Origin of the sequence: Lactobacillus sp. UBA5813 (genome assembly GCF_002417895.1) — a bacterium.
GTDB lineage: Bacteria > Bacillota > Bacilli > Lactobacillales > Lactobacillaceae > Lactobacillus > Lactobacillus amylolyticus.
Genome location: NZ_DICZ01000006.1, coordinates 1 through 19716, shown reverse-complemented (window position 1 = coordinate 19716; position 19716 = coordinate 1). Strand labels below are relative to the sequence as shown.

Genomic DNA, 19716 nt, shown 5'->3' with positions numbered 1-19716 from the left:
AATAGTTTATCCAGAAAATATTACGGAGACTTTACGCAAAAGTTAATTTTATCTAATTTTTTAATCAAGGTCGTCCACATGATGGTTTGAGTGAAAAACGCCGAAAGTGAAGTTAAATAATATTGCAGGTAATACGAATCTTCTTGATTATTAGTTTCTTTCTCGTATTTATTCAAGGCAATTTCCTTTTGATAGTTGGCAAAGGCTCTGATTAAAAAGACTCCAACAAAAAACGTAGGAAACCAAAATGTACACAAGACCCGTAGAATAATGATTAAACTGTCCGTTGTTAGAACATCAAATGGTAAGACTTTTGTGACAAAAGCTGCAAGTGTCTTTCCTAACGCAACTGCCGCAATGTAGGCGAAGAAGATCCAAGCAAAAGCTCCGGCACCATGAACAATAGTTACCAGGACACCGCTATAGGTAATCCAGAACATGGCACAAACACCATACATGCTCATTTGAAAGTAAGTTTCTTTGGAAGCAGCTGAAAAATGAGAATGATGGTCGAAAATAAGGATTAACATTAGAATTACCAAAAAGGCAGCTAATAGGAAAATTCCCCATTCAACAAAGGTGCCGACATTTTGGTTTCGTCTGGCTTCCATCAACAGCATGGCAACGAAAAGAAAAGTCACTAGGACAAGATTTGGCCAACTGATCTTCAACTCACCTTTTTGATGGTAAAAACCATATGTGTGGTAGTAGCCGATCATACCAATTGTGTTAGCAACGAGAGGCCATAAGAAAGCTAAGGTCGGTGCAAATTTAGCCAATACTGCGAAAATTGCCAGTAAAAGCAAGATGATGATCAAAGCAAGCAACGCTTTTTTAGAATTGCCCTTCTTTTTCTTGCTTGGTGCAAGTTTTCGTTTATTTTGATTGAGGGATGCAGGAAAAATAGCAGCAGCACTGCCAATAAAAACAGCTGATAAATCAAAGAAAAGATGCGAAATAACACCGAAAATTCCAATTATGGAGCCAACAAGACCAAATATAAGTCCGATCCAGCCCAGAAGATTGCTGTTTTTTCTTAATCACGAAAAATGAAGAGCGCTGTTCTTCTAAAGGCGTAAAAAATAGCCATCGGCAGAACATCGCTAATTAACGAGCCGTTGCGATTAATCAACAGAATATAGATTGCGTACGGAAAGCAATTCACCATGAAACTGATGATTCCTAACCAGGCAACCGATTTATTTTTTATTTCTTCAAACATTTGAAAACCAACTTTTTTAGTAAGTATAGCATTAAAAAAGCTGGTCAGGAATTGCCCTGATCAGCTTTTTTGCAGACGAAATCATTAAGTAGAATATTTTAGTTATTTCTTCAAGTTCTTTTCGCAGTAGTCTTTGATCTTATCGTCATCAGCCTTTAAGATCCATTTAACAGCTGCTTCGGTCTTCATCGTGTCATGGCCATTTGCTTCCATTTCGTGGTCCCAAATAGCGACACGAATAGGCATATCGTTGCCCTTAGCCCAATCAAAAACTTGATCCATGTTACGATCAATCATTGCGGTTTGTTCAATTTCTTTTTCATCTGCTGCCATAATAAAAACTTCCTTTCTCATAGCACTTACATTATAGTTCTCTTTTAAAATTTTGACGCAGAAATAAAGTGATTTTCTATACAAAAAATAAAAATGACCAAATCTTCTATTGAGATTTGATCATTTTACCAACCTGTTATTCAATTTTTCAACTTTTACTCGGTCTAACCACGATTAGATCAACAATTGCATAAAGAGCAATCAAAATAAATCCGACTGACAGCGAAAGCATGAATACCTTAAAGTTAAACATTACGCTGACTAACAGCCATAACATAAAGACAATGGCAATTGGAGCCACAATTTTACTAATTTTTTCGTTAACAAGCAAACTGTGCATGTAATTTTCAGTCATAAAATCGCCCTCTTTTCACAACTTTATTGTAAGCGATGCAAATTGCTGAGTAAAAGCAAAAACTGTCCTTATTTTTAATTTGAAATATAAATTTTCACACAGAGTTAAAATAGAACAAAGTTCATTTGGATAAAATTAAATTGATAAAAAATAAGAAAAAATGCTTCCTGGTTAGTTAACCAAGGAGCATTTATAACAGAGAGTGTGAATAGAATGTTTAACAGAGTTTTATGCTTTTTTCTTAAGAAGAATCAAGCCCAAGAATGAAACAGCTACACCAATCAAGCCTAAAGCTAAAGCGTTTTTGTGACCTGTCTTTGGCAATTCACTATTTTCTTCAGTTTGAGTATTAGCAACTGAAGAAGTGCGAACTACCTTTGACTGGCTATCTTTAATATCTGAGTAATTTGTTTGATTAGTTTCACTGTTTGCATTATTTTGATCATCACCACCTTCAGATTGTGCTGGGATTTATTAATTCTGTTGATTTTTATACCTTCTATCCCGGTTTATTCTTCTTATCATCAAAAATAGATTATATACTGATATATTAGTATTTCAATGAAAACGCTTGTTTTTAATTTTAAATGCAAACTTGCACATTAATATGAATCATTTACCTTATTTTTATTAAAGAGGTTATGATAGTATATGAGAATAAGAAGAAAGAAAGAAATTTGGATTGAATAATACTTTAACTGATCAAGCTTATCGACAAATTCTCTCTCGAATCGTCGATTTGAACTATGTCCCTGGTCAAAAAATTTCAGAGAAAAATATTGAAGAAGAAATCGGAATCGGTCGTACCCCTGTCCGTGAAGCCTTGCTTCATTTAAAGCAAGTTGGCTTAATCAACGTAATCCCGCAATCTGGAACCTACGTTTCATTGATTAACCTGCCTCGGGTGAATGACGCCATCTATTTGCGCCACAATGTAGAATCATCGATTATGCAGGAAGCTTGTCAAAAGGACTTTACTCCGCTTGATATCAGTACCTTGAAGCATTTGATTGAAGTTGAAAAAAGTGCTATTCAAGAAAAGAATGTTCCTTTATTCTTCCACTACTTTGATCGTTTCCATGCCCAATTTTATAAAAAAACGGGACATGACATGACCTGGACTTGGTTGCAGAACATCAACATTTACTTTTATCGTGTCGTTGTTTTAATTTTGCAATCTGATCAGCAATCCTGGGAAAATTTAATTGAAACAGATCTTAAACTTATGAATTCTGTTCTCAATAATGAAACTGATAAAGTGGAAAAATATTTCAACTACGAAATGGAGATTTCACCAGAGAAAGAAGAAAAATTGGTCAACGACTTTGGAGATTACTTCGAAAAATAAAACAAAATCACCGCATAGCCTAGTTGCTATACGGTGATTTTTTAGTTTAAAAAATGAGTCTATTTAACTAATATTTGGTTACGTCTTTACTATTCAACCAACTATTCTTCTTTACTTGAACAATCTTCTTGCCATTTGTCTTTTTGACAGCCTTAGCAGTAAAGATGCTTCCCATTTTCACTGTTTTATTAGTCTTTTGTGCATTTTTATTATAAACAGCTACTTTTTGGTTCTTAGTGTCTTTGACAATGACAATGATCTTATTTCCCTTCTTAATAGTAGGATTGGTTGGTGCAACTTCTGCAGAACCGAATTGTGGTGCAGAACTTCCTCCATCAGCTGCAGCAACTTGACCTATTGCTCCTAATAAACCAATTGACAGAACGATACTTGAAACAAATCTAACTATCTTTCTCATCTTTAAAACCTTGATCCTAAATAAGTATTTTATACACTCTGATATCTCTCTATTCACTTATGATTTTACCCATTAATATAAGAAGATCAAGCGTGCAAAAATTGCAGTCATGCCTATTATACTAGTATTTAAGCTCTGTATAGAATAACGAAAACAGCCTGTTATTTTATACGAAAAATTTTAAAAAAGATAAAAAAGACTCTTATCCCACAACAGAATAAGAGTATACAAATTATTCTTTTTGACTTAATTTGAAGTAATCCCATAAATCGGTTACTAATTCAAAGGCTAAAACGAAGAAGATGACTTTGGTCCACGAATGTGTAAAAACGAAAAGAAAGACGATAGCACCGATAAATAAGGCGATGATAAAAATCATGCCAACAATAGTCATCGCTAATCCGAAATTAACTACAATCTGTTCCATGCGGGTAAATTCGTCTTCTTCCTCCTGCAGCTTCTTGTACTTTTTGCTGTTGCGTAAAACCAATGATCTAATTCCAATTCCAAAACCAATGAAAAAGATTACGACTCCGATTAATGAAATAGTTAAATTTGATTCTGGTCTAATGGCTAGAATTCCGCCGACAATCAGAAGGATTTCTGAAATGATATTTAGTAACAATTTTTTTCGGACTAATATTTTAAACTGTTCGTTATGAATCTCCATTGTACTTCCCTCAATACGTTATAAGTATAGTATACATGAGAAAGGCCCGCATTTGACAGAAAACGAGACCGTAAAATAGTTTGTGTAAGGATGAATGATTCCTTAAATTAATTTCTGAAAACATTAGAAAAAGGAGTTCCTTTCTCGTATGATTGGATTGAACAAAAAAACAACATACAGAAAGAAGAACTCCTTCATGAATGATTTTACCAAAAATATGGCTCAAGCACTCCAATAATCAAGACAAAGTTAATGATTTTTTGCGCAAGGAAATTCAAACTGCAGTTAATCAATTGCTTGAAGCTGAATTAACTGCCTTTTTAGGCTATGATCCATATGCAAAAAGCGGCTTAAAGAAACAAACTCTTTGGCCTGTACTCTCTTTCTGCACGTCTTGCTTAAATTAATAATATCCTCGCAGACCTGATAGCGATGAAATTCCAGTCGCTTCTTGGGGCCTTTAATCACAACGCCATCGCCTTCAAGATAAAGCACTGGCACCTTTTTCTTTTGAGTAATACCATCGTATCTTTCCTCAGACTGCTGCTATGCTTTAATCTGTTTGCCTGCTTGCACAATCAGCTTGCCAACTTGACTATGGCTAATATTGAAACAGGAGAGAGTATTGACAGCTAAAGCAGTATTGCGGTAAGTTGCCACGGCGCTAACCTGCAAAACATCTTTTACTGCCAAAACACTGTAACGCTTATATTTGTCATAGCCCATCAGCTTATCCAGTGGATATTTAGCCTTTTTGCCTGGACAAGCATATCTTCTGCGCCAATAGCTAATCTCACCAAAGGCAGTCACAACTGAACGCTTATTTTTCTTCTCGATCTGATAGCCTTGCTTTTTAGTTTCTTCAACTAAGCCGGCATCAACTTCTTCTAGTGCTGCTGTCATCAATTCTCTAATCAGATCAAAGAAGTAGCACATTAATGCCTTTTCACGGGCAATAACATTATTTTCAGACTTAATAATTTTTATGATATCAGCTATAATAGATTCCATAAAAGACCAGCTTCTAATGTGTTTTTTGTTCTTAACATCAGACTACTGGTCTTTTTGTTTGAGCTCAAGTCCAAATTCAAAGGATTTGAGCTTTTTTAATTATTTATTCAACTTACCGCAAAAAATTATACACTTAGTTATTCATGTCAACCGCGTCAATTTGATTGTTATCATAAGTAGTAAAGTACAGAATTCCTTTATCTAAATTCATACATTCTGAATACATTGTATATTCAAATTTACCAGGTTCAATTTCGTCCAATCTCTTTGCTTGTTCGACTGAATGCAAGATATTGAAGAAATTCGTTACACTTTCAGTTTCGTCATCACTCTTAGGTGCATGTGCCAAAGTAAATGCTACCTTAACAAAGCGTGAGCTAGAATCCATTCCGCCAAGCAAATGACGTGTCCCTAGACCTCTACTATACATATTCAAAGCAACATTAGGTTTAGGTTGTGCTGATGAGACAGCCGCAAAATCAGCCAACTTTTCAATTTGTGCTGGGAAAACTGAAAAGTTGGTTAAGACATTCACTGAATCGTCATAAATATGCATCCCGCGATACTCATCAGAAATCGCTACACGGTGAATGGCCACATAAGGATCAAGATCATTATTCCATTTGCCATAAACCTTTTTATAATTGGGATCAGGTCCATCAGTAATTGCAGTGTAGCCAGCAATTTTCTGATCAACGATTAAGACCCAGGCTACGCCTTCTTCAATGTCGGCTGTAATTGTTCCAACATTGGGATAATCACTCTGCCATTGCGGGTTCCCCTCTTCTTTTAAAAACTTTTTTGCTTCATCAATGATCGGCATAATTTGTTCAAGGTCATTTTTGGCAGCTTGACGAATATAAATTAGTGACATAGTGTCTACCTATTCTAAATAAAATTTTATCAAAGGAGTTGGTTTTTCGCTAATTAAAAAACTACCATGCATAATTCTTAATGAAAAAATCCACGAACCATTTGGCTCGTAGATCTTTAATAATAATTAGAATAAATCAATGTGACGTATTTTTCGTTTTAAGGTTCCTTGCTTTTCTAATAGCACGAATTTACGCGATAAAGTTTCGGGAGTAGTACCTAAATACAAGGCTAAATCTTTCATTTTTAATGGCAAAGTAAATGAATTTTTATTCACTTGTTTTGCATAAGTCTGCAAATAACTCAATAGTCTATCTTCCACCTTAGGCAAACTAAGTAATTGAATTTGCCTATGCATAGCACGTACTTTAATGATATTTTGCTCTAAGAGTTGAATACTTAACTCTGGGGTTTTTTTCATTAGCGCTAAAAAGTCATTTCGATTAAGCAAACAAATCTCACTATTTTCCGTAGCTTCAACATAAGTATTTGTATTTACTTCACCAAATAACCAGTTTTCACCAGCATAATCACCCGTTTCTAAAATCTGGGTAACATTTTCGCGCCCATTTTCGTCTAAAGTATAAAGGCGAGCACCACCATGCGCAACAATTACTAAGTTATTACTTGATGTAGGATCCATTACTAATTCACTTTTTTGATAATTCTGATGACGAACTAGCTCTTCTATTTGCATTTGATCATTTGTCGGTAATGCATTAAATAATGGAACTAAGTGTACACACAACTCTGCCATCCAAAAAACTTCCTTTACTTAAAAATCACCGTCATCATCATCTTCTTCAGTATATAATCCTTCATGCAATTCATGACCTAAGAAGTTTTGTGATTGACAAATTTGTTCCTTAATCCATGCTAGAAATTCAATTAAATTGGCATTCAATTCTGGCCAAGCTTCTTTTTGAGCTAAGGCAATTGCCTTAGTAATAAATAAGATTTGTGTATCAAAATCTTTTACTAAAGCAAAAAGTTGGTCTTGGTCATCTTCGTACTTGCTTGCTCCGTCTTCCTCAAGCATAGTATATTCTTTAAATTGATCAGTAATGGTAGGTATGCTTTCACCGTTATTAACCAAAATTCGATTTAGTTGGTTAAACTCATTCTGTTCATATCTGATCCACTCATCAGCGTGCTGCTCTAAAAACAAACTAGCTTGACCCTTGGCGAAGAACTTGGCCTGATTAATTTTTAAAGTGTGAATCAGTAAATTGGCAATAATGTGACCAACCATTGCACCAGCTGTAGGCGTATGATGATCAATGTCACTTTGCTTTAACTCTGCCTTATATGCTTCTTCAGCCTTCATTAGTTTAACTCCTTTGCCTTTACATCCTTAACTTCATAGCCCATCTTTTCGATTGCTGTTTTAACATCATCAACATCAGCCTTATCAGCATTCATCATGAACTTTAACTTACCGGCATTAAATAATACCTTAATTTGATCTGTACCATCGACATCTTCAACAGCTTTTTCAATCTTGGTTAAACAAGATGGGCAAGTCATCCCACCTAACTTCATCATTACTTTTTGCATAAAAACCTTCCTTTCTTATTCCTTACATGTTTAATGTTAAATCTTTTTCTTTATCAGAAAATTGATGGTTATCAACTTTTCGACGATTTCTAATTAAGCGCATACCATTTAAAATTACGACTAAGATGCTAAATTCATGAATAAACATACCGCTAGCCATGTCGACATAACCTGCAAATAACCCAATGAACAGTGACAAAACAGTTAACAATGCAATTACAATATTTTCATTCATATTTAAAACGGTCCGCTTAGAAATTGATAAAGCATAGGCAATTTTACGCAGGTCATTTTTGACTAAGACAATATCCGAAACATCAACTGCAACGTCTGTACCGCTACCGATTGCAATAGCCACATCGGCATTAGCCAATGCAGGACTATCATTAACCCCATCACCGATAAAGGCAACGTGATGACCATTTTCTTGTTCCTGCTTAACAAATTGTGCTTTATCCGCTGGAAGCATTTGCCCATGAACTTCATCAATTGGCAAATCAGCCGCAATTTGTTGAGCAGTTTCTTGATTATCACCTGAAAGCATAACCAACTTCTTGATACCTAGTTGCTTCAATTGCATTAACGCAGTTTCTGCTTCTGGACGAAGGCGATCTTTAATGCCAAAAATAGCCAATTTACTTTGATCACTATTAGCCAAGACTGCAACAGAGTTTCCTAAGTTACTTAGTTTATTAACTACTTGAGTTAATTCAGGATTAGCAAAAGTATTTTCTTCAATTAAAGCTAAATTACCTAAATAATACTTTTCTCGATCTAAGTCAGCTATCATACCCTTGCCCTTAACTGTCTTAGTCTCAATTTGATCAATCTTTTGCTCACTAAGCTTAGCCATTGCTTTAGCTAACGGGTGATTGCTTTGAGACTCAATGTTAGCAGCCAGGTTAACAACTTCGTCCTTATTACCACTCAGAACTTCAATTTTATTAACCTCTGGGTGACCAACTGTTAAAGTACCAGTTTTATCAAAGGCAATGTCATCGACTTTACGAGCTGCATCCATTACTTGAGAGCCCTTAAACATCACGCCATTTTTAGCTCCGTTACCAATACCGGCAACAGTTGAAACGGGAACTCCAATAACCAAAGCACCTGGACAACCTAGAACCATTACTGTAATTGCTAATTTGAAGTCTCTTGTAATTAAGCCTACAATAATCGCAATCACTAATACCGCAGGAGTGTAGTATTTAGAAAAACGATTGATCAACTTCTCAGTATGAGATTTGGAATCCTGAGCTTTCTCTACCATTTCGATAATCTTGCCAAAGGTAGTATCATCTCCGGCTGCTGTAGTCTCTAGTGTCAAGGTGCCATCTTCTAGAATTGTACCAGCATAGACTTGATCACCTTGTTTTTTATCGGCTGGTTTCGACTCACCGTTAACATTAGCTTCATTTAGATAACCTGAACCCGCAACAATTTTTCCATCAACTGGGACTTGATCTCCGGTTTTAATCAAAATCTTTTCACCAGGATCAATAAAATCTACGTCCTCTTCTTCCGTCGTCCCGTCATCTTGCAAGACTAACGCGGTTCGTGGCGCCATTTTAGTTAAATCAGATACAGCTTTACGCATCTTTTTAAGAGTAAGTTCTTCCAGAACATCACCCAATGCAAAAAGCCAGGTAACAATTGCTGCTTCATTAAATTCGCCAATAATAATAGCGCCAATTACTGCCAATGACACCAAAACATCAATGGAAACTAATTTTACTTTCAATGATGAAATAGCTGTTAACAATATTGGAATTAAACCAATAACTCCTACTACTAGCATCAGAACTTGATAAGCAGCATTGATATGGAATAACCATTTAGCTGCTTCCGCAAGTAAAATCAGCACAGTATTAAGTGCCAAAATTATTTTTTGATGTTTAACAAAAAATTGTTGAATTTTTACCATTTATATTCTCCTTTGCTTTTCATGTTTTAGTTTAGGAGAAATGTTGTTAGCAGAAATTGACGACCATCAAGAAAAAAGCATTTAATATTAAAAACTAAGTGTTTTAAAACTAACAAATTATTCTTTATCTTTAATCTTATCCTTCAGATCCAAGCTCTTTTTGTAGATCAAGAAACCAATCACGCAAGTAATAACATCACTAATCGTCTGCGACCAAACAATTCCGTGGTAGCTTAAAATTATTTTCATTAATTCCAAAACTAGGAAGTAGACCACACCTTGACGAGCAATCGCCATGATGAAAGCACCCCAAACATTACCAATTGATTGAAAAATAGTTGTATAAACCAAGACAATTCCCACAACTGGTGTTGTAATTATTGTCGCTAGTAACATATAGCTACCAGCATTAACAATATTAGGCTGATTCATGAATAAAGCAATCACTGGTCGCGCAAAGATGATCAATAAGCCACCAACAATAATTGCATAGATAACTTGCTACCAACACATTCAAGTACTGCATCAGCACCGCCGCGAGTAACATCAAGCAATTTCTTGATTCCTTCCTCATCACGTTCAGCAACATTATCAGTTGCGCCAAATTCATGTGCTAAAGCTTCACGATCTGCGTGACGACTAGTTGAAATAATTTGTTTAGCTCCGCGCAATTTAGCTGCAATAATTGCGGAAAGACCAACAGCAACAGCACCGTCACCTAACACAATTACCGAATCTCCTGGTTGAACATTAGCAACACGTGCTGCATAATAATCTGTTGCCATTAATCAGCTAAAGCTAAAAATGACTTAAGCATCCCTTCACTGTAGTCTTCTGGCTTACCAGGGATTTTGACTAACGACCATTGTGCATGTTGATAACGTACATACTCGGCTTGATAACCAACTGAGAAATTATCACCCAAATCATGACTCATGCAGACGCCATCAAATCCAGCTAAACAGGCACGACAATGACCACAACCATGAGTAAATGGTGCAATAATGAAATCTCCCTTTTTAACTGTTGTAATATCATTGCCTATTTCTTCAATAATACCGATTACTTCGTGGCCATCATTTGAAGAATCTCGATCTTCTAAACCGCGGTATGACCATAAATCTGACCCACAAACTCAAGTCCGCAATACCTTAATAATTACATCATCATCTTTTTCAATCTTTGGCATTGGCTTGTCAACAATCTTCATTTCTCATGCTTTAACAAATTCTGCGTATTTCATTTATAAAATCTACTTATTTAATACTCTTACCTAATTCATATGCTTTTTGGCAAAATTAGCTAATTTTTCTTCATTCCAAGAATCATCCGCATAAATTTCGCCTAACATTTGCCAGCGCATATATTGATTCAATTTACGAATATGCAATTTTACAGCGTCCATATCTTTCTGAGTACCATATCCCGCCATCATAAAGACCATCTTTTTATCTTTAAGCTCATGATTATAATCATAGAAACGATCAATCACTGCTTTAAATTGAGCATTAATTTCAAAATAATAAAGTGAAGAAACTAAAACTATTACATCTGCTTCTAGCAATTTCGGAATCACTTTTCTTTCAATTAAATCATGATTAGGAATGCCAACTTCCATTCCTGGTGCATTTTCTAATTGTAAAAAATGTGGTTCACCTTCGCCTTGAAGGCCGGCATCATAGCGATAAATATTTGTATAATTTTCTTTTAACCCCCCATTCAAAGCTATCTGCTAATTTTTGAGAAGCGCCATTAAAATGAGGACTACCGGTTATGATCACTACCTTTGTCATAAATTAATTTCATCTTGTCCTTTCGTTAACTTCAACTTTCAGAAATTAATATATTGGCTATTTTTTAACTTGAAAATTTATAGTTTTAAATGCTAGGATAAATTAGATTTATACTGAGGTAAAAAATGATTGAAAATTATTTATTAAAAGAATTAGTAGCTTTTGCAAAATATGGCATGATCGCTAAAACGGCTGAAGCACTAGGATTAACTCAACCAGCTGTTACTCATTCAATGAAAAAGCTGGAAGACGAGCTAGGCGTTAAGCTTTTTATCCGGCTATATTTAAGTGAAACTGGCAAATACACTGCTCGTGAAGCAAAAAACTAATTAATGACAACTTGGATTTTATCGAGAAAGTTAAGCAGTTTGAAAAAGACCAGACAACATTAATTATTGGTGTAAATGCTCCTGGTCCATTACTTGTATTGCGCTCCTTAAAGGACAAGAATATTCAAATCGAAAATACTCTAATTGAAAATAATTTTAAAAATCTATTAGCAGAACATCAAATGACTTGTCTTTTAGTTAATTTTCCAATTGAAGATCGAGACCTTACTTCAACATATTTAGGGACTGAATCAATGTCCATTAATTTGCCAGCTGAAAATGAATTAGGCAAAAGCAAAGAGCTCTCATTTAAAATGTTAAAAGGAAAAACCATTCTCAGTCCTTAACCGATTGGTTTTTGGACTAAAATTTATCATGATGAAATTCCTGATAGTAAGATTATTTTTCAGGATAAAACTAAAGAGTACAGCGAAATTCTTCATTATTCTGTCCTTCCATTTTTTACTACTAATCTCACCATTCTTGATACACAACAGCAAAAATATCAATTACCTAGCAATCGCATAATCCGACTATTAAAAGATAAAATTGCTCATCAAAAATTTTATGCTTGTTACTTAAAGCAAAATAAAAAACGTGTAATGCCCTTAATCGAAAAACTACAAGATCAATGGAGTAAATTTGATTAATTATCCGACAAAAAACTAGCCATGTTGTTAAAACATGACTAGTTTTTATCTTTATAATTTATTTTTATTAACGATTAAATTAGAATCTTGCCATACCTAATGCATGTTGAGCAGCTAGGTTAAGCAAACTCCATTGACGGTCAAATCCCGGTTGGAAGAAGAAGTCTTGTTCAGCCAAGTCTTCCAAGCGCATCTTATGACTAATTGCCAAAGCTAAAACATTGCCTTGAGCAGTAATATCATACTTAGAAAGGACAGCACCGCCTAAGATTTGGTGAGTATATGGATTAAAGGTTAAGCTGACATATACCTTAGGATTATCTGCTTCTGGAACATAAGCTGGACGCATATGATCTTCATAGAAGCTAGTTTGATAATCAAGCTTATTCTTAGCAGCTGAAAACTTATTTAATCCCGCAGTAGCAAAGTGATAGTCAAAGACGCTAAGAGCTGAAGCACCGATAACACCCTTGAAAGCGCGATCTGGCTTATCTTCAAAGATATGATCAACCACATATTGTGCTTCTCTTCTAGCAGTAGTAGCTAAAGCAATTGGCATTGGCTTACCTACTGGAATAGAAAGTGGCAAAATTGCATCTCCAATAGCGTAAACGTCTTTAACATTCGTTCTCAAGTATGGATCAGTCTTAATCCAGCCTCTTTGATCTAAATCAACGGTACCCTTTAGCCAATCAGTATTAGGAGTTACCCCTGCTGAAGCAACAACCAAGTCAGCTGGTACATCGCCTTGATCGGTCTTGACGCTTTCAACTTTTTCATTACCGTTGAAGCCTTCAATTTTAACGCCCATCTTCAAGTCCATATTCTTCTTAAAGGTAGGTTCCAAAACATCAAGCAATTCAGGGTTCAAGTAAGTTCCTAATGGACGATCAATCATGTCCATTAAAGTTACATGCTTGCCAGCTTTAGCAAATACTTCACTAGCTTCAGTACCAATATAACCAGCACCAACAATAGCAACATTCTTAATTGCTGGATTGTTAACAGCACTCATTAACTTAGAAGCCCAATCACGTCCACGCATTAAATAGATATTCTTAAGATCATTGCCAGGTACTGGTAAAACCTTTGGCGTTACACCTGATGAAAGAATTAACTTATCATATTGAACTTCTTCTTCAGAATTATTGGTTAAATCCTTAACTGTTACTGTCTTATGTTCAGGATGAATCGCGGTTACTTCATGGTTGGCATAAACATGACCGCCCTTCTTTTCAACATCTTCAGGAGCAAAGTTTCTGACGTCATCTTCAGCCGTAACTTTATTTTCTAAGTATAATTGCATACCACAGGACATAAATGAAATAAAGTCGCCAGCTTCATAAACAGTTACATCTACATCATTATATTTATCCAACAGCTCAATTGCTGATTCATGACCACCATGTGAAGCACCAACAATTACAATTTTACGTTTATCCATAAAATCCTCCTAACACAATAGTTTCTTCATTACATTTTCAAGGGTAACACTTATTACTTAATGTCTATCATATTTTGCTCAATAAATTGATTAAAAATAAAAGTTTGGAGTTGACGCTCCAAACTTTTTTGCTATATCTTCTGCTCAACATCATGAATCTTCACAACTAATACAGCGCGAATCCAATCAAATTGGGCTTTCATTTGATCAAAATATGTGCCTTCATTAATGAATTGACCACTGCCATGAATATGATAACCGCGACCCATTCCAGCGGTTCCTGAATAATTGTAAGAACCAATCGTAATGATCAGTTCATGTTTTGGATCTTTTTCAAAATCTTGTTCAATCGAGTGCATCCCCGCAGCTGGAATCAAAATTATATCATCAGAAACCACGTTAATATATTGTGACCAAGTATTAACTACGCTAGCTGGATTACCATTAATCGAGACAATCGTTGCCGGCCCTTTGTCTTGTAAAACATCTAAAAAATCTTCGTTCATTATTTTTGTCATGATTTTTACCTCCTATGTTCTGCTATTCAACTATATTCCTAAACACCGTCAAGTTATGACAGAATTTCAAAATTAATATTGCTGGATAATTCGTTGCAACTTTTCCAAATATTTTTCTTTTAATTCTCTTGGCTTAATTATCTTTACTTCAGAACTAAGTGAAATCAAATAATCCACTAGATAATGCAATTCTTCTTTATTGTAACTGCCATTTAAGTAAATTCCTTGTCGGTTATGAATCACTTTCATAATTGGATATGAATTATATTTTACTTTCTGCTCGCCAGCTTTAGTTAATAAACACTGATATGGGATACAATAATGCTTTTGTTCATATTCTTGGTAGCTTTCACTTAATTCATTTTTACTCATTATTACTCGATCAGGTTTCAGTTGTTTGACCACCTTAAATTTATCCAGACGTAAAACAAACCAACGTTTCAAATCTAAATTATAAGCATGACAGAACCAATTCCCTGCTTGATAAAACAAATCAAGTAGTTGCAACTTTTGTTTTTCTTTAATAAACTGCTGATTTTCAGCCAATACCAAATCATTATTAATGCATGCCTTAAGTAGCAAATCAAAAAATGTCACTTTATTCAAACTAGGCTGACTAACATACTGAACAAATTCTTCCCGAAGATTTATTTGTTTCTGCAACCTAGTAGGCAAATTCTTTAATAACTTGACCTGAATTTTTTGATATGCATTACTATACGGTGTTTCACTAATATTTTTAATCGCCTGTAGGGCAAAGAAAATAGCATTAATTTCTGCTGTATTAAAACGAATTGGCAATAGCAATTTACTATTAGTAATGTGATAACCACCACTACGACCAGTTTCACTATAAAAAGCTAATCCTAATTGTTCCAAATCCGCAATATCCCGTAAAGCAGTGCGTTCAGAGATAGCAAAAGCTTCTTCTAATTCCTTTAAGTGAAATACTTTTTTATCGCTTAGATAGATCAATTCTTGGTTAAGTCGTTCAGATTTTTTCATTTTCTAGTATTTCCTGTCAAAACATGTCAGTCTTTAAGCTTATAATAAAACTAACAAGCTACTAGAGCAAGGAAGGTATTATTATGGTGGATATTTTAACTAATCAAACTACTAATCAAGAATTCTCAGACTTCGCTGTAGAGCAAATTCATAATGTAGATGTTGCCACTACTCATCATGGTGAACCAAGTGCTCAAGTATGTGATCTGCTTTTAAACAAGAATGGAAAACTATATATCGCTACTCCAAGTCAAAATCCATTCTTCAAAGATTTAATCAAACAACCAAAGGTCATCGTTAATGACTACAAAGGTAATGGCACCATGGATTCATGTGGCTTTTCTATCCGCGGTACTATCCAAAATGTTGGACATGAATACATTGATGAAATATTTTGAAAAAACGATTACTTAAATGAAATATATGCTGATAACGTTGAAGCGGCTAAAGAAGATCTAAGAGTATTGGAAATCACTCCGTTAGAGGCTGGCTATCTTGATCATCGTACCCATCCAATCTTTATGCGAAAATTAAGTTTTAGTTTTGCCCAGTTATTCACATTTTGACCAAATGAATCTCAAGCTTAAATAACTGCCGCATTAAAAAATAAGCTGGTCGAAAGACTAGCTTATTTTTCTTTTCAATCTAATAGCCTTGCTTTTTAGTTTCTTTAACTAAGCCGGCATCAACTTCTTCTAGTGCTAATTTCATTAATTCTCTAATCAAATCAAAGAAGTAGCACATTAATGCCTTTTCACGAGCAATAACATTATTTTCAGACTTAATAATTTTTACGATATCAGTTATAATAGATTCCATAAAGACCAGCTTCTAATGTGTTTTTTGTTCTTAACATCAGACTACTGGTCTTTTTTTTTTGGAGTCAAGTCCTAAAATGGATTTGACTCCTTTTAATTTATATTTAAACGTTATCGCAAACTATTTTACACTTAGCAATCATTAGTTTCAGGTTGAACTGGCTTATCATTATCCAGTCTTTGTGGTTTCTACCACATATCCTAAATCTTCATACCTTTTAGCCACTGCATTAAATCCAGCATCCGCTGCTTTTGAATCATAGCCTCTTAATTCAGTGCTTGCCTTACCCTGAGCAATTGTATAAGTACCAACAATTCTTGGATCTTTGGATAAAGTAGGATTATCTTTTCTCAACTTTTTAGCAGCTGAATCTGTTAATTTAGCATAGTATGTGCCAACATTTTTAGGATTTTCTACAATAGCATCACCATTTTTATCAACCCATTGAAAGCTATCATTATTGATGCTGCTGGTATTTAGTTTCTTATCACCATCTGACAAACTAAACTTATTAACATCAATCTTATTAGTTTCTTTTCCGTCATATTCCTTAGTGTTTTGACTTCCAATTTGCCAAGTATCTGAATCAGTTGCCGGATTATTATGTCCGTTGCTGCTATTATCAGCAGTATCTGCACATGCTGCATGATGACTTATAGCATGTGCAGTATTTATTCCGGTATCTGCACTCACTACTTGAGAACTAAAGCCGAAAAAAGAAACTCCAATCAAAGCTGAGACAGCTCCAACTGATAGTTTCCTAATTGAATATTTATTTCTTTTATTATTAGATTTCCTTATTTTCTCATTATAGTTATTTTCAGATAACATCTTAATATCACATCACGAAACTGTCAAATAGTTTGTGTAAATAGATCTTTCTCGTAAATTGACTTTTTAATTTATTTGTTAGTCGAAGTAGAATTCCAATGTATCCTGCACTTGGCCAAAGCCCTTATGGATTCGGTTAAAGTAGCGGTCATTGTAGCTCATTGCCTGAATGCCAATGAAGGTATCAAGCGATGGCTCAGTTGAAAACTCTGCTTTGGGCTTTGCCTTGCGCTTAACGATATTGTTAAAGGATTCAATCATGTTGGTGGAATAGATTGAGGGCCTGATCTGTTTGGGATAGTTGTAAAAGACCAATAGATCAGGCTCAATGTCTTTTAGATTCCTAATGACATGATTGTATGCCTTGTTCCATTTGTCATAGAATGCATGAAGAGTTTGTACAGCGGCTGTCTTGTTAGGCTGCCTATGAATCTGCTTGAAATCGTTCATGATTGTCTCACGATCGTCAACACGCACTTTATTGCAAATATTGCGCATGACATGAACCAGGCAGCGCTGAAAATGTGCTTTGGGATAAGTCTTTGCCAGAGCTGTTTTCATGCCGATGGCAATATAGACGGCTTCACGCTCAAACGTTTCTCGGCACAGCGGAAGATACGTTGCGTCAAGATAAACGCAAAAGAACCTGTCGCTAAGCTTGCGTTTGTGATAGGCTTCAACCTTTGGAATCATTTGCTTGGAAATATTTGATACCTGAGCCGGACTGTAATGGCTGCAGTACATCTTTTCAATCAGATCGGCTATTTCTCTGGTAGTGACGCCTTTGGCATAAAGCTTGATAATCATGCTTTCCAAGACGTCCGAGTGCTGCTTGTAGTCAGGCAGAGTGTGCTGATGAAATTCGCCGTTTCTGTCTCTGGGAACCTGAATTTCGATCTGGCCAAACTGTGTATCAACCTTGCGATAATAGATGCCGTTTCTGGAATTGCCAGAGTTCCAGCCGCTTTTTGCATATGGATCATAGCCTAAAAAGGCAGTTAATTCAGCTTCAAGCAATTGATTAACTGCAGTTTGAATTTCCTTGCGCAAAAAATCATTAACTTTGTCTTGATTATTGGAGTGCTTGAGCCATATTTTTGGTAAAATCATTCATGAAGGAGTTCTTCTTTCTGTATGTTGTTTTTTTGTTCAATCCAATCATACGAGAAAGGAACTCCTTTTTCTAATGTTTTCAGAAATTAATTTAAGGAATCATTCATCCTTACACAAACTATTTTACGGTCTCGTCTAAATGGCAAGATACACCAAACTACAATATCTGTTTTCATATTTTAAAGACTTTTATTAAATAAATGATACTTTTTATCTTCAGGGTACAGAATTGATTAATTAGGGATGTAATATTACAATCATCTGTTATAGGTATTTTAAATTCAAAACTCAGCTATTGCTAGTTTCAATTCTTTGTATAACCATCTTTCTTGCCGCATTAAACAGCAGAATAAATGACCGCTTTTAACTAATTTCGTCAGCTTAATTAGATAAAACCCATCAATGACACATTATGTTTATTGTTCAGATCTCCAAATCGAAAAAGTAATTAAATCATTTGACTATGTGTGTTATATGTCATACCATGTAAGTGAGGTGATTATTATGGACGCTAGAGTAGATAGTAGAGTTCCTGTTGAAGTTAAAGAAAAAGCTACTAAGGAATTAGCAGCTCATGGTTTATCAATTTCTAATTTCATTCGTATGACTTTATCTGCCATTGCAAAAGATGGTTTTCCAAAATACTGGGGTATTCCAAATGCAGAAACAATGGCATCTATTGATGAAGCTCTTGATGATATGAAAGATCCACATTTAAAAAGTGCTTCTACATACAAAGAATTGAAAGATTTGTTGAATGAGTAAACTAATTCCGACAAATCACTTTAGAAAGCAATATAAAAAAGTAAAGAATAATTCTCGTTGGAACAATATTTTTAATGGAAAAGTTCCTTTTGAAAATGATAATCGTTCACCTTGGGAATATGTAATTGATTGCTTAATTGAAGGCAAGAAATTACCAACATATTTTTATGAACATCCTATTACTTTAACTAATCGGCAAAAGCAAGAAATTAAAAACAGATTTGATGATTTATCCAACATTCAGATTCAAGGAATAGATATCCATTTTGATGGACACAATGGCGATCATTTGCTTATATTTATTAGAACCAATAAAAAGATTATCTATTTAATTGGAATAGGAACACATTCTGATCTTTTTTAAGTATTTACTGTAAAGACCTATAATTTTTAATTTTAAAGGTAACTAACACAAATGTAACAAGTCTATAAAAAAGGCCATTTCCACTAATCTAATGGATTTGGCCTTTATCTTTTATGGTTATTTATCTTCAATTTTAATCTTTCATCTTTTTTTCTAATTACTCATAAAAATCATGATGTTCCTGATTGATATTCTCTTTTTTTTGCTTGGCTTGTTGACCACCAAAATGGAACTTTAACTTTGCCAACAATGGCATCTGCTGGTACAAATCCAAAATATCTTGAATCTTTGGAAACTTTTCGATTATCACCTAAAACGAAATATTCGTTGTTTGGCACCCTGATATAGTTTCCTCGTTTACGCCAACTATTTTT

At 34.7% G+C, this 19716-nt stretch carries 22 protein-coding genes and 7 pseudogenes; 7 read left to right on the top strand and 22 right to left on the bottom strand.

What is annotated here, in order from left to right; all coding sequences use genetic code 11:
* Positions 1-20 precede the first annotated feature (20 nt).
* From B2008_RS00920 to B2008_RS00905, 4 genes are all read right to left on the bottom strand, one after another.
* Positions 21-827: a hypothetical protein gene (locus B2008_RS00920; protein ID WP_286822226.1), complete on the bottom strand. Its 807-nt coding sequence runs from the start codon at positions 825-827 to the stop codon at positions 21-23.
* Positions 828-1324: 497 nt separating this feature from the next.
* Positions 1325-1555: a hypothetical protein gene (locus B2008_RS00915; protein ID WP_281827747.1), complete on the bottom strand. Its 231-nt coding sequence runs from the start codon at positions 1553-1555 to the stop codon at positions 1325-1327.
* A gap of 148 nt (positions 1556-1703) precedes the next feature.
* Positions 1704-1910 carry a hypothetical protein gene (locus B2008_RS00910; protein ID WP_281827745.1) on the bottom strand — a complete coding sequence of 69 codons (207 nt, stop codon included), beginning with the start codon at positions 1908-1910 and terminating at the stop codon, positions 1704-1706.
* A 228-nt stretch (positions 1911-2138) separates the two neighbouring features.
* Positions 2139-2234, bottom strand: coding sequence for an LPXTG cell wall anchor domain-containing protein (locus tag B2008_RS00905; protein WP_281827743.1), 96 nt, complete (start codon positions 2232-2234; stop codon positions 2139-2141).
* A gap of 358 nt (positions 2235-2592) precedes the next feature.
* On the opposite strand from B2008_RS00905, the gene B2008_RS00900 reads away from it, so the two are divergent.
* Positions 2593-3258 carry a GntR family transcriptional regulator gene (locus B2008_RS00900; RefSeq protein WP_281827742.1) on the top strand — a complete coding sequence of 222 codons (666 nt, stop codon included), beginning with the start codon at positions 2593-2595 and terminating at the stop codon, positions 3256-3258.
* 67 nt (positions 3259-3325) lie between these two features.
* Here B2008_RS00900 and B2008_RS00895 read toward each other — a convergent pair whose 3' ends face one another.
* On the bottom strand, positions 3326-3676 hold the full coding sequence (locus B2008_RS00895; RefSeq protein WP_281827740.1) for a hypothetical protein: 351 nt from the start codon (positions 3674-3676) through the stop codon (positions 3326-3328).
* Positions 3677-3908: 232 nt separating this feature from the next.
* A complete protein-coding gene (locus B2008_RS00890; RefSeq protein WP_281827739.1) occupies positions 3909-4346 on the bottom strand; it encodes a hypothetical protein in 438 nt (145 codons plus the stop codon).
* A gap of 196 nt (positions 4347-4542) precedes the next feature.
* Between B2008_RS00890 and B2008_RS00885 the strand changes: the two are divergent.
* Positions 4543-4696: pseudogene (locus B2008_RS00885) on the top strand (transposase); the annotation flags it as partial.
* Here the strand turns inward: B2008_RS00885 and B2008_RS00880 are convergent.
* From B2008_RS00880 to B2008_RS00840, 9 genes and pseudogenes are all read right to left on the bottom strand, one after another.
* Positions 4692-5357: pseudogene (locus tag B2008_RS00880) on the bottom strand (UPF0236 family transposase-like protein); the annotation flags it as partial. The pseudogenes B2008_RS00885 and B2008_RS00880 sit on opposite strands and share 5 nt — an antisense overlap.
* A 133-nt stretch (positions 5358-5490) precedes the next feature.
* Complete coding sequence (locus tag B2008_RS00875; protein ID WP_281827738.1) at positions 5491-6231, bottom strand: linear amide C-N hydrolase; 741 nt, start codon at positions 6229-6231, stop codon at positions 5491-5493.
* 126 nt (positions 6232-6357) lie between these two features.
* On the bottom strand, positions 6358-6987 hold the full coding sequence (locus B2008_RS00870; protein ID WP_281827736.1) for a Crp/Fnr family transcriptional regulator: 630 nt from the start codon (positions 6985-6987) through the stop codon (positions 6358-6360).
* Between the two features lie 18 nt (positions 6988-7005).
* A complete protein-coding gene (locus B2008_RS00865) occupies positions 7006-7557 on the bottom strand; it encodes a DNA-binding protein (RefSeq protein ID WP_281827734.1) in 552 nt (183 codons plus the stop codon).
* The gene (locus B2008_RS00860; RefSeq protein WP_014563600.1) at positions 7557-7787 is read right to left on the bottom strand and encodes a heavy-metal-associated domain-containing protein; all 231 of its coding nucleotides are present in this window, start codon (positions 7785-7787) and stop codon (positions 7557-7559) included. Before B2008_RS00860 ends, B2008_RS00865 begins: the two co-directional genes overlap by 1 nt.
* A 22-nt stretch (positions 7788-7809) precedes the next feature.
* Positions 7810-9711, bottom strand: coding sequence for a heavy metal translocating P-type ATPase (locus tag B2008_RS00855; RefSeq protein WP_281827732.1), 1902 nt, complete (start codon positions 9709-9711; stop codon positions 7810-7812).
* Between the two features lie 117 nt (positions 9712-9828).
* Positions 9829-10212, bottom strand: a pseudogene (locus B2008_RS00850) (MATE family efflux transporter); the annotation flags it as partial.
* Positions 10203-10921: pseudogene (locus B2008_RS00845) on the bottom strand (alcohol dehydrogenase catalytic domain-containing protein); the annotation flags it as partial. The pseudogenes B2008_RS00850 and B2008_RS00845, both read right to left, overlap by 10 nt.
* 63 nt (positions 10922-10984) lie before the next feature.
* Complete coding sequence (locus B2008_RS00840; protein ID WP_345739780.1) at positions 10985-11434, bottom strand: flavodoxin family protein; 450 nt, start codon at positions 11432-11434, stop codon at positions 10985-10987.
* A gap of 195 nt (positions 11435-11629) precedes the next feature.
* On the opposite strand from B2008_RS00840, the gene B2008_RS00835 reads away from it, so the two are divergent.
* Both B2008_RS00835 and B2008_RS00830 read left to right on the top strand, forming a co-directional pair.
* Positions 11630-11833: a helix-turn-helix domain-containing protein gene (locus B2008_RS00835; RefSeq protein ID WP_281827730.1), complete on the top strand. Its 204-nt coding sequence runs from the start codon at positions 11630-11632 to the stop codon at positions 11831-11833.
* Between the two features lie 11 nt (positions 11834-11844).
* Positions 11845-12180, top strand: a complete 336-nt coding sequence (locus tag B2008_RS00830; RefSeq protein WP_281827729.1) for a hypothetical protein — start codon at positions 11845-11847, stop codon at positions 12178-12180.
* A 382-nt stretch (positions 12181-12562) separates the two neighbouring features.
* Here the strand turns inward: B2008_RS00830 and B2008_RS00825 are convergent, their stop codons facing one another.
* From B2008_RS00825 to B2008_RS00815, 3 genes are all read right to left on the bottom strand, one after another.
* Positions 12563-13927, bottom strand: a complete 1365-nt coding sequence (locus tag B2008_RS00825; RefSeq protein WP_281827728.1) for an NAD(P)/FAD-dependent oxidoreductase — start codon at positions 13925-13927, stop codon at positions 12563-12565.
* Between the two features lie 131 nt (positions 13928-14058).
* Positions 14059-14445 carry a hypothetical protein gene (locus tag B2008_RS00820; protein WP_025006179.1) on the bottom strand — a complete coding sequence of 129 codons (387 nt, stop codon included), beginning with the start codon at positions 14443-14445 and terminating at the stop codon, positions 14059-14061.
* 72 nt (positions 14446-14517) lie between these two features.
* Positions 14518-15450, bottom strand: a complete 933-nt coding sequence (locus tag B2008_RS00815; RefSeq protein WP_281827727.1) for a helix-turn-helix transcriptional regulator — start codon at positions 15448-15450, stop codon at positions 14518-14520.
* 83 nt (positions 15451-15533) lie between these two features.
* Between B2008_RS00815 and B2008_RS00810 the strand changes: the two are divergent.
* Positions 15534-16016, top strand: a pseudogene (locus B2008_RS00810) (hypothetical protein).
* A gap of 82 nt (positions 16017-16098) precedes the next feature.
* On the opposite strand, the pseudogene B2008_RS00805 reads toward B2008_RS00810, so the two are convergent.
* From B2008_RS00805 to B2008_RS00795, 3 genes and pseudogenes are all read right to left on the bottom strand, one after another.
* Positions 16099-16269, bottom strand: a pseudogene (locus B2008_RS00805) (ISLre2 family transposase); the annotation flags it as partial.
* 168 nt (positions 16270-16437) lie between these two features.
* Entirely contained in the window at positions 16438-17100 is a 663-nt protein-coding gene (locus tag B2008_RS00800) for a YSIRK-type signal peptide-containing protein (protein WP_281827725.1), read from the bottom strand.
* A gap of 78 nt (positions 17101-17178) precedes the next feature.
* Positions 17179-18214 (bottom strand): annotated as a pseudogene (locus B2008_RS00795) (IS256 family transposase).
* A 503-nt stretch (positions 18215-18717) separates the two neighbouring features.
* Between B2008_RS00795 and B2008_RS00790 the strand changes: the two are divergent.
* Entirely contained in the window at positions 18718-18978 is a 261-nt protein-coding gene (locus B2008_RS00790) for a type II toxin-antitoxin system RelB/DinJ family antitoxin (RefSeq protein WP_281827724.1), read from the top strand.
* On the top strand, positions 18971-19342 hold the full coding sequence (locus tag B2008_RS00785; protein WP_281827723.1) for a type II toxin-antitoxin system YafQ family toxin: 372 nt from the start codon (positions 18971-18973) through the stop codon (positions 19340-19342). Before B2008_RS00790 ends, B2008_RS00785 begins: the two co-directional genes overlap by 8 nt.
* Before the next feature lie 170 nt (positions 19343-19512).
* On the opposite strand, the gene lepB is transcribed toward B2008_RS00785, so the two are convergent.
* Positions 19513-19716: signal peptidase I (gene lepB, locus B2008_RS00780; RefSeq protein ID WP_286822221.1), on the bottom strand; the 204-nt coding region annotated here is incomplete at its 5' end.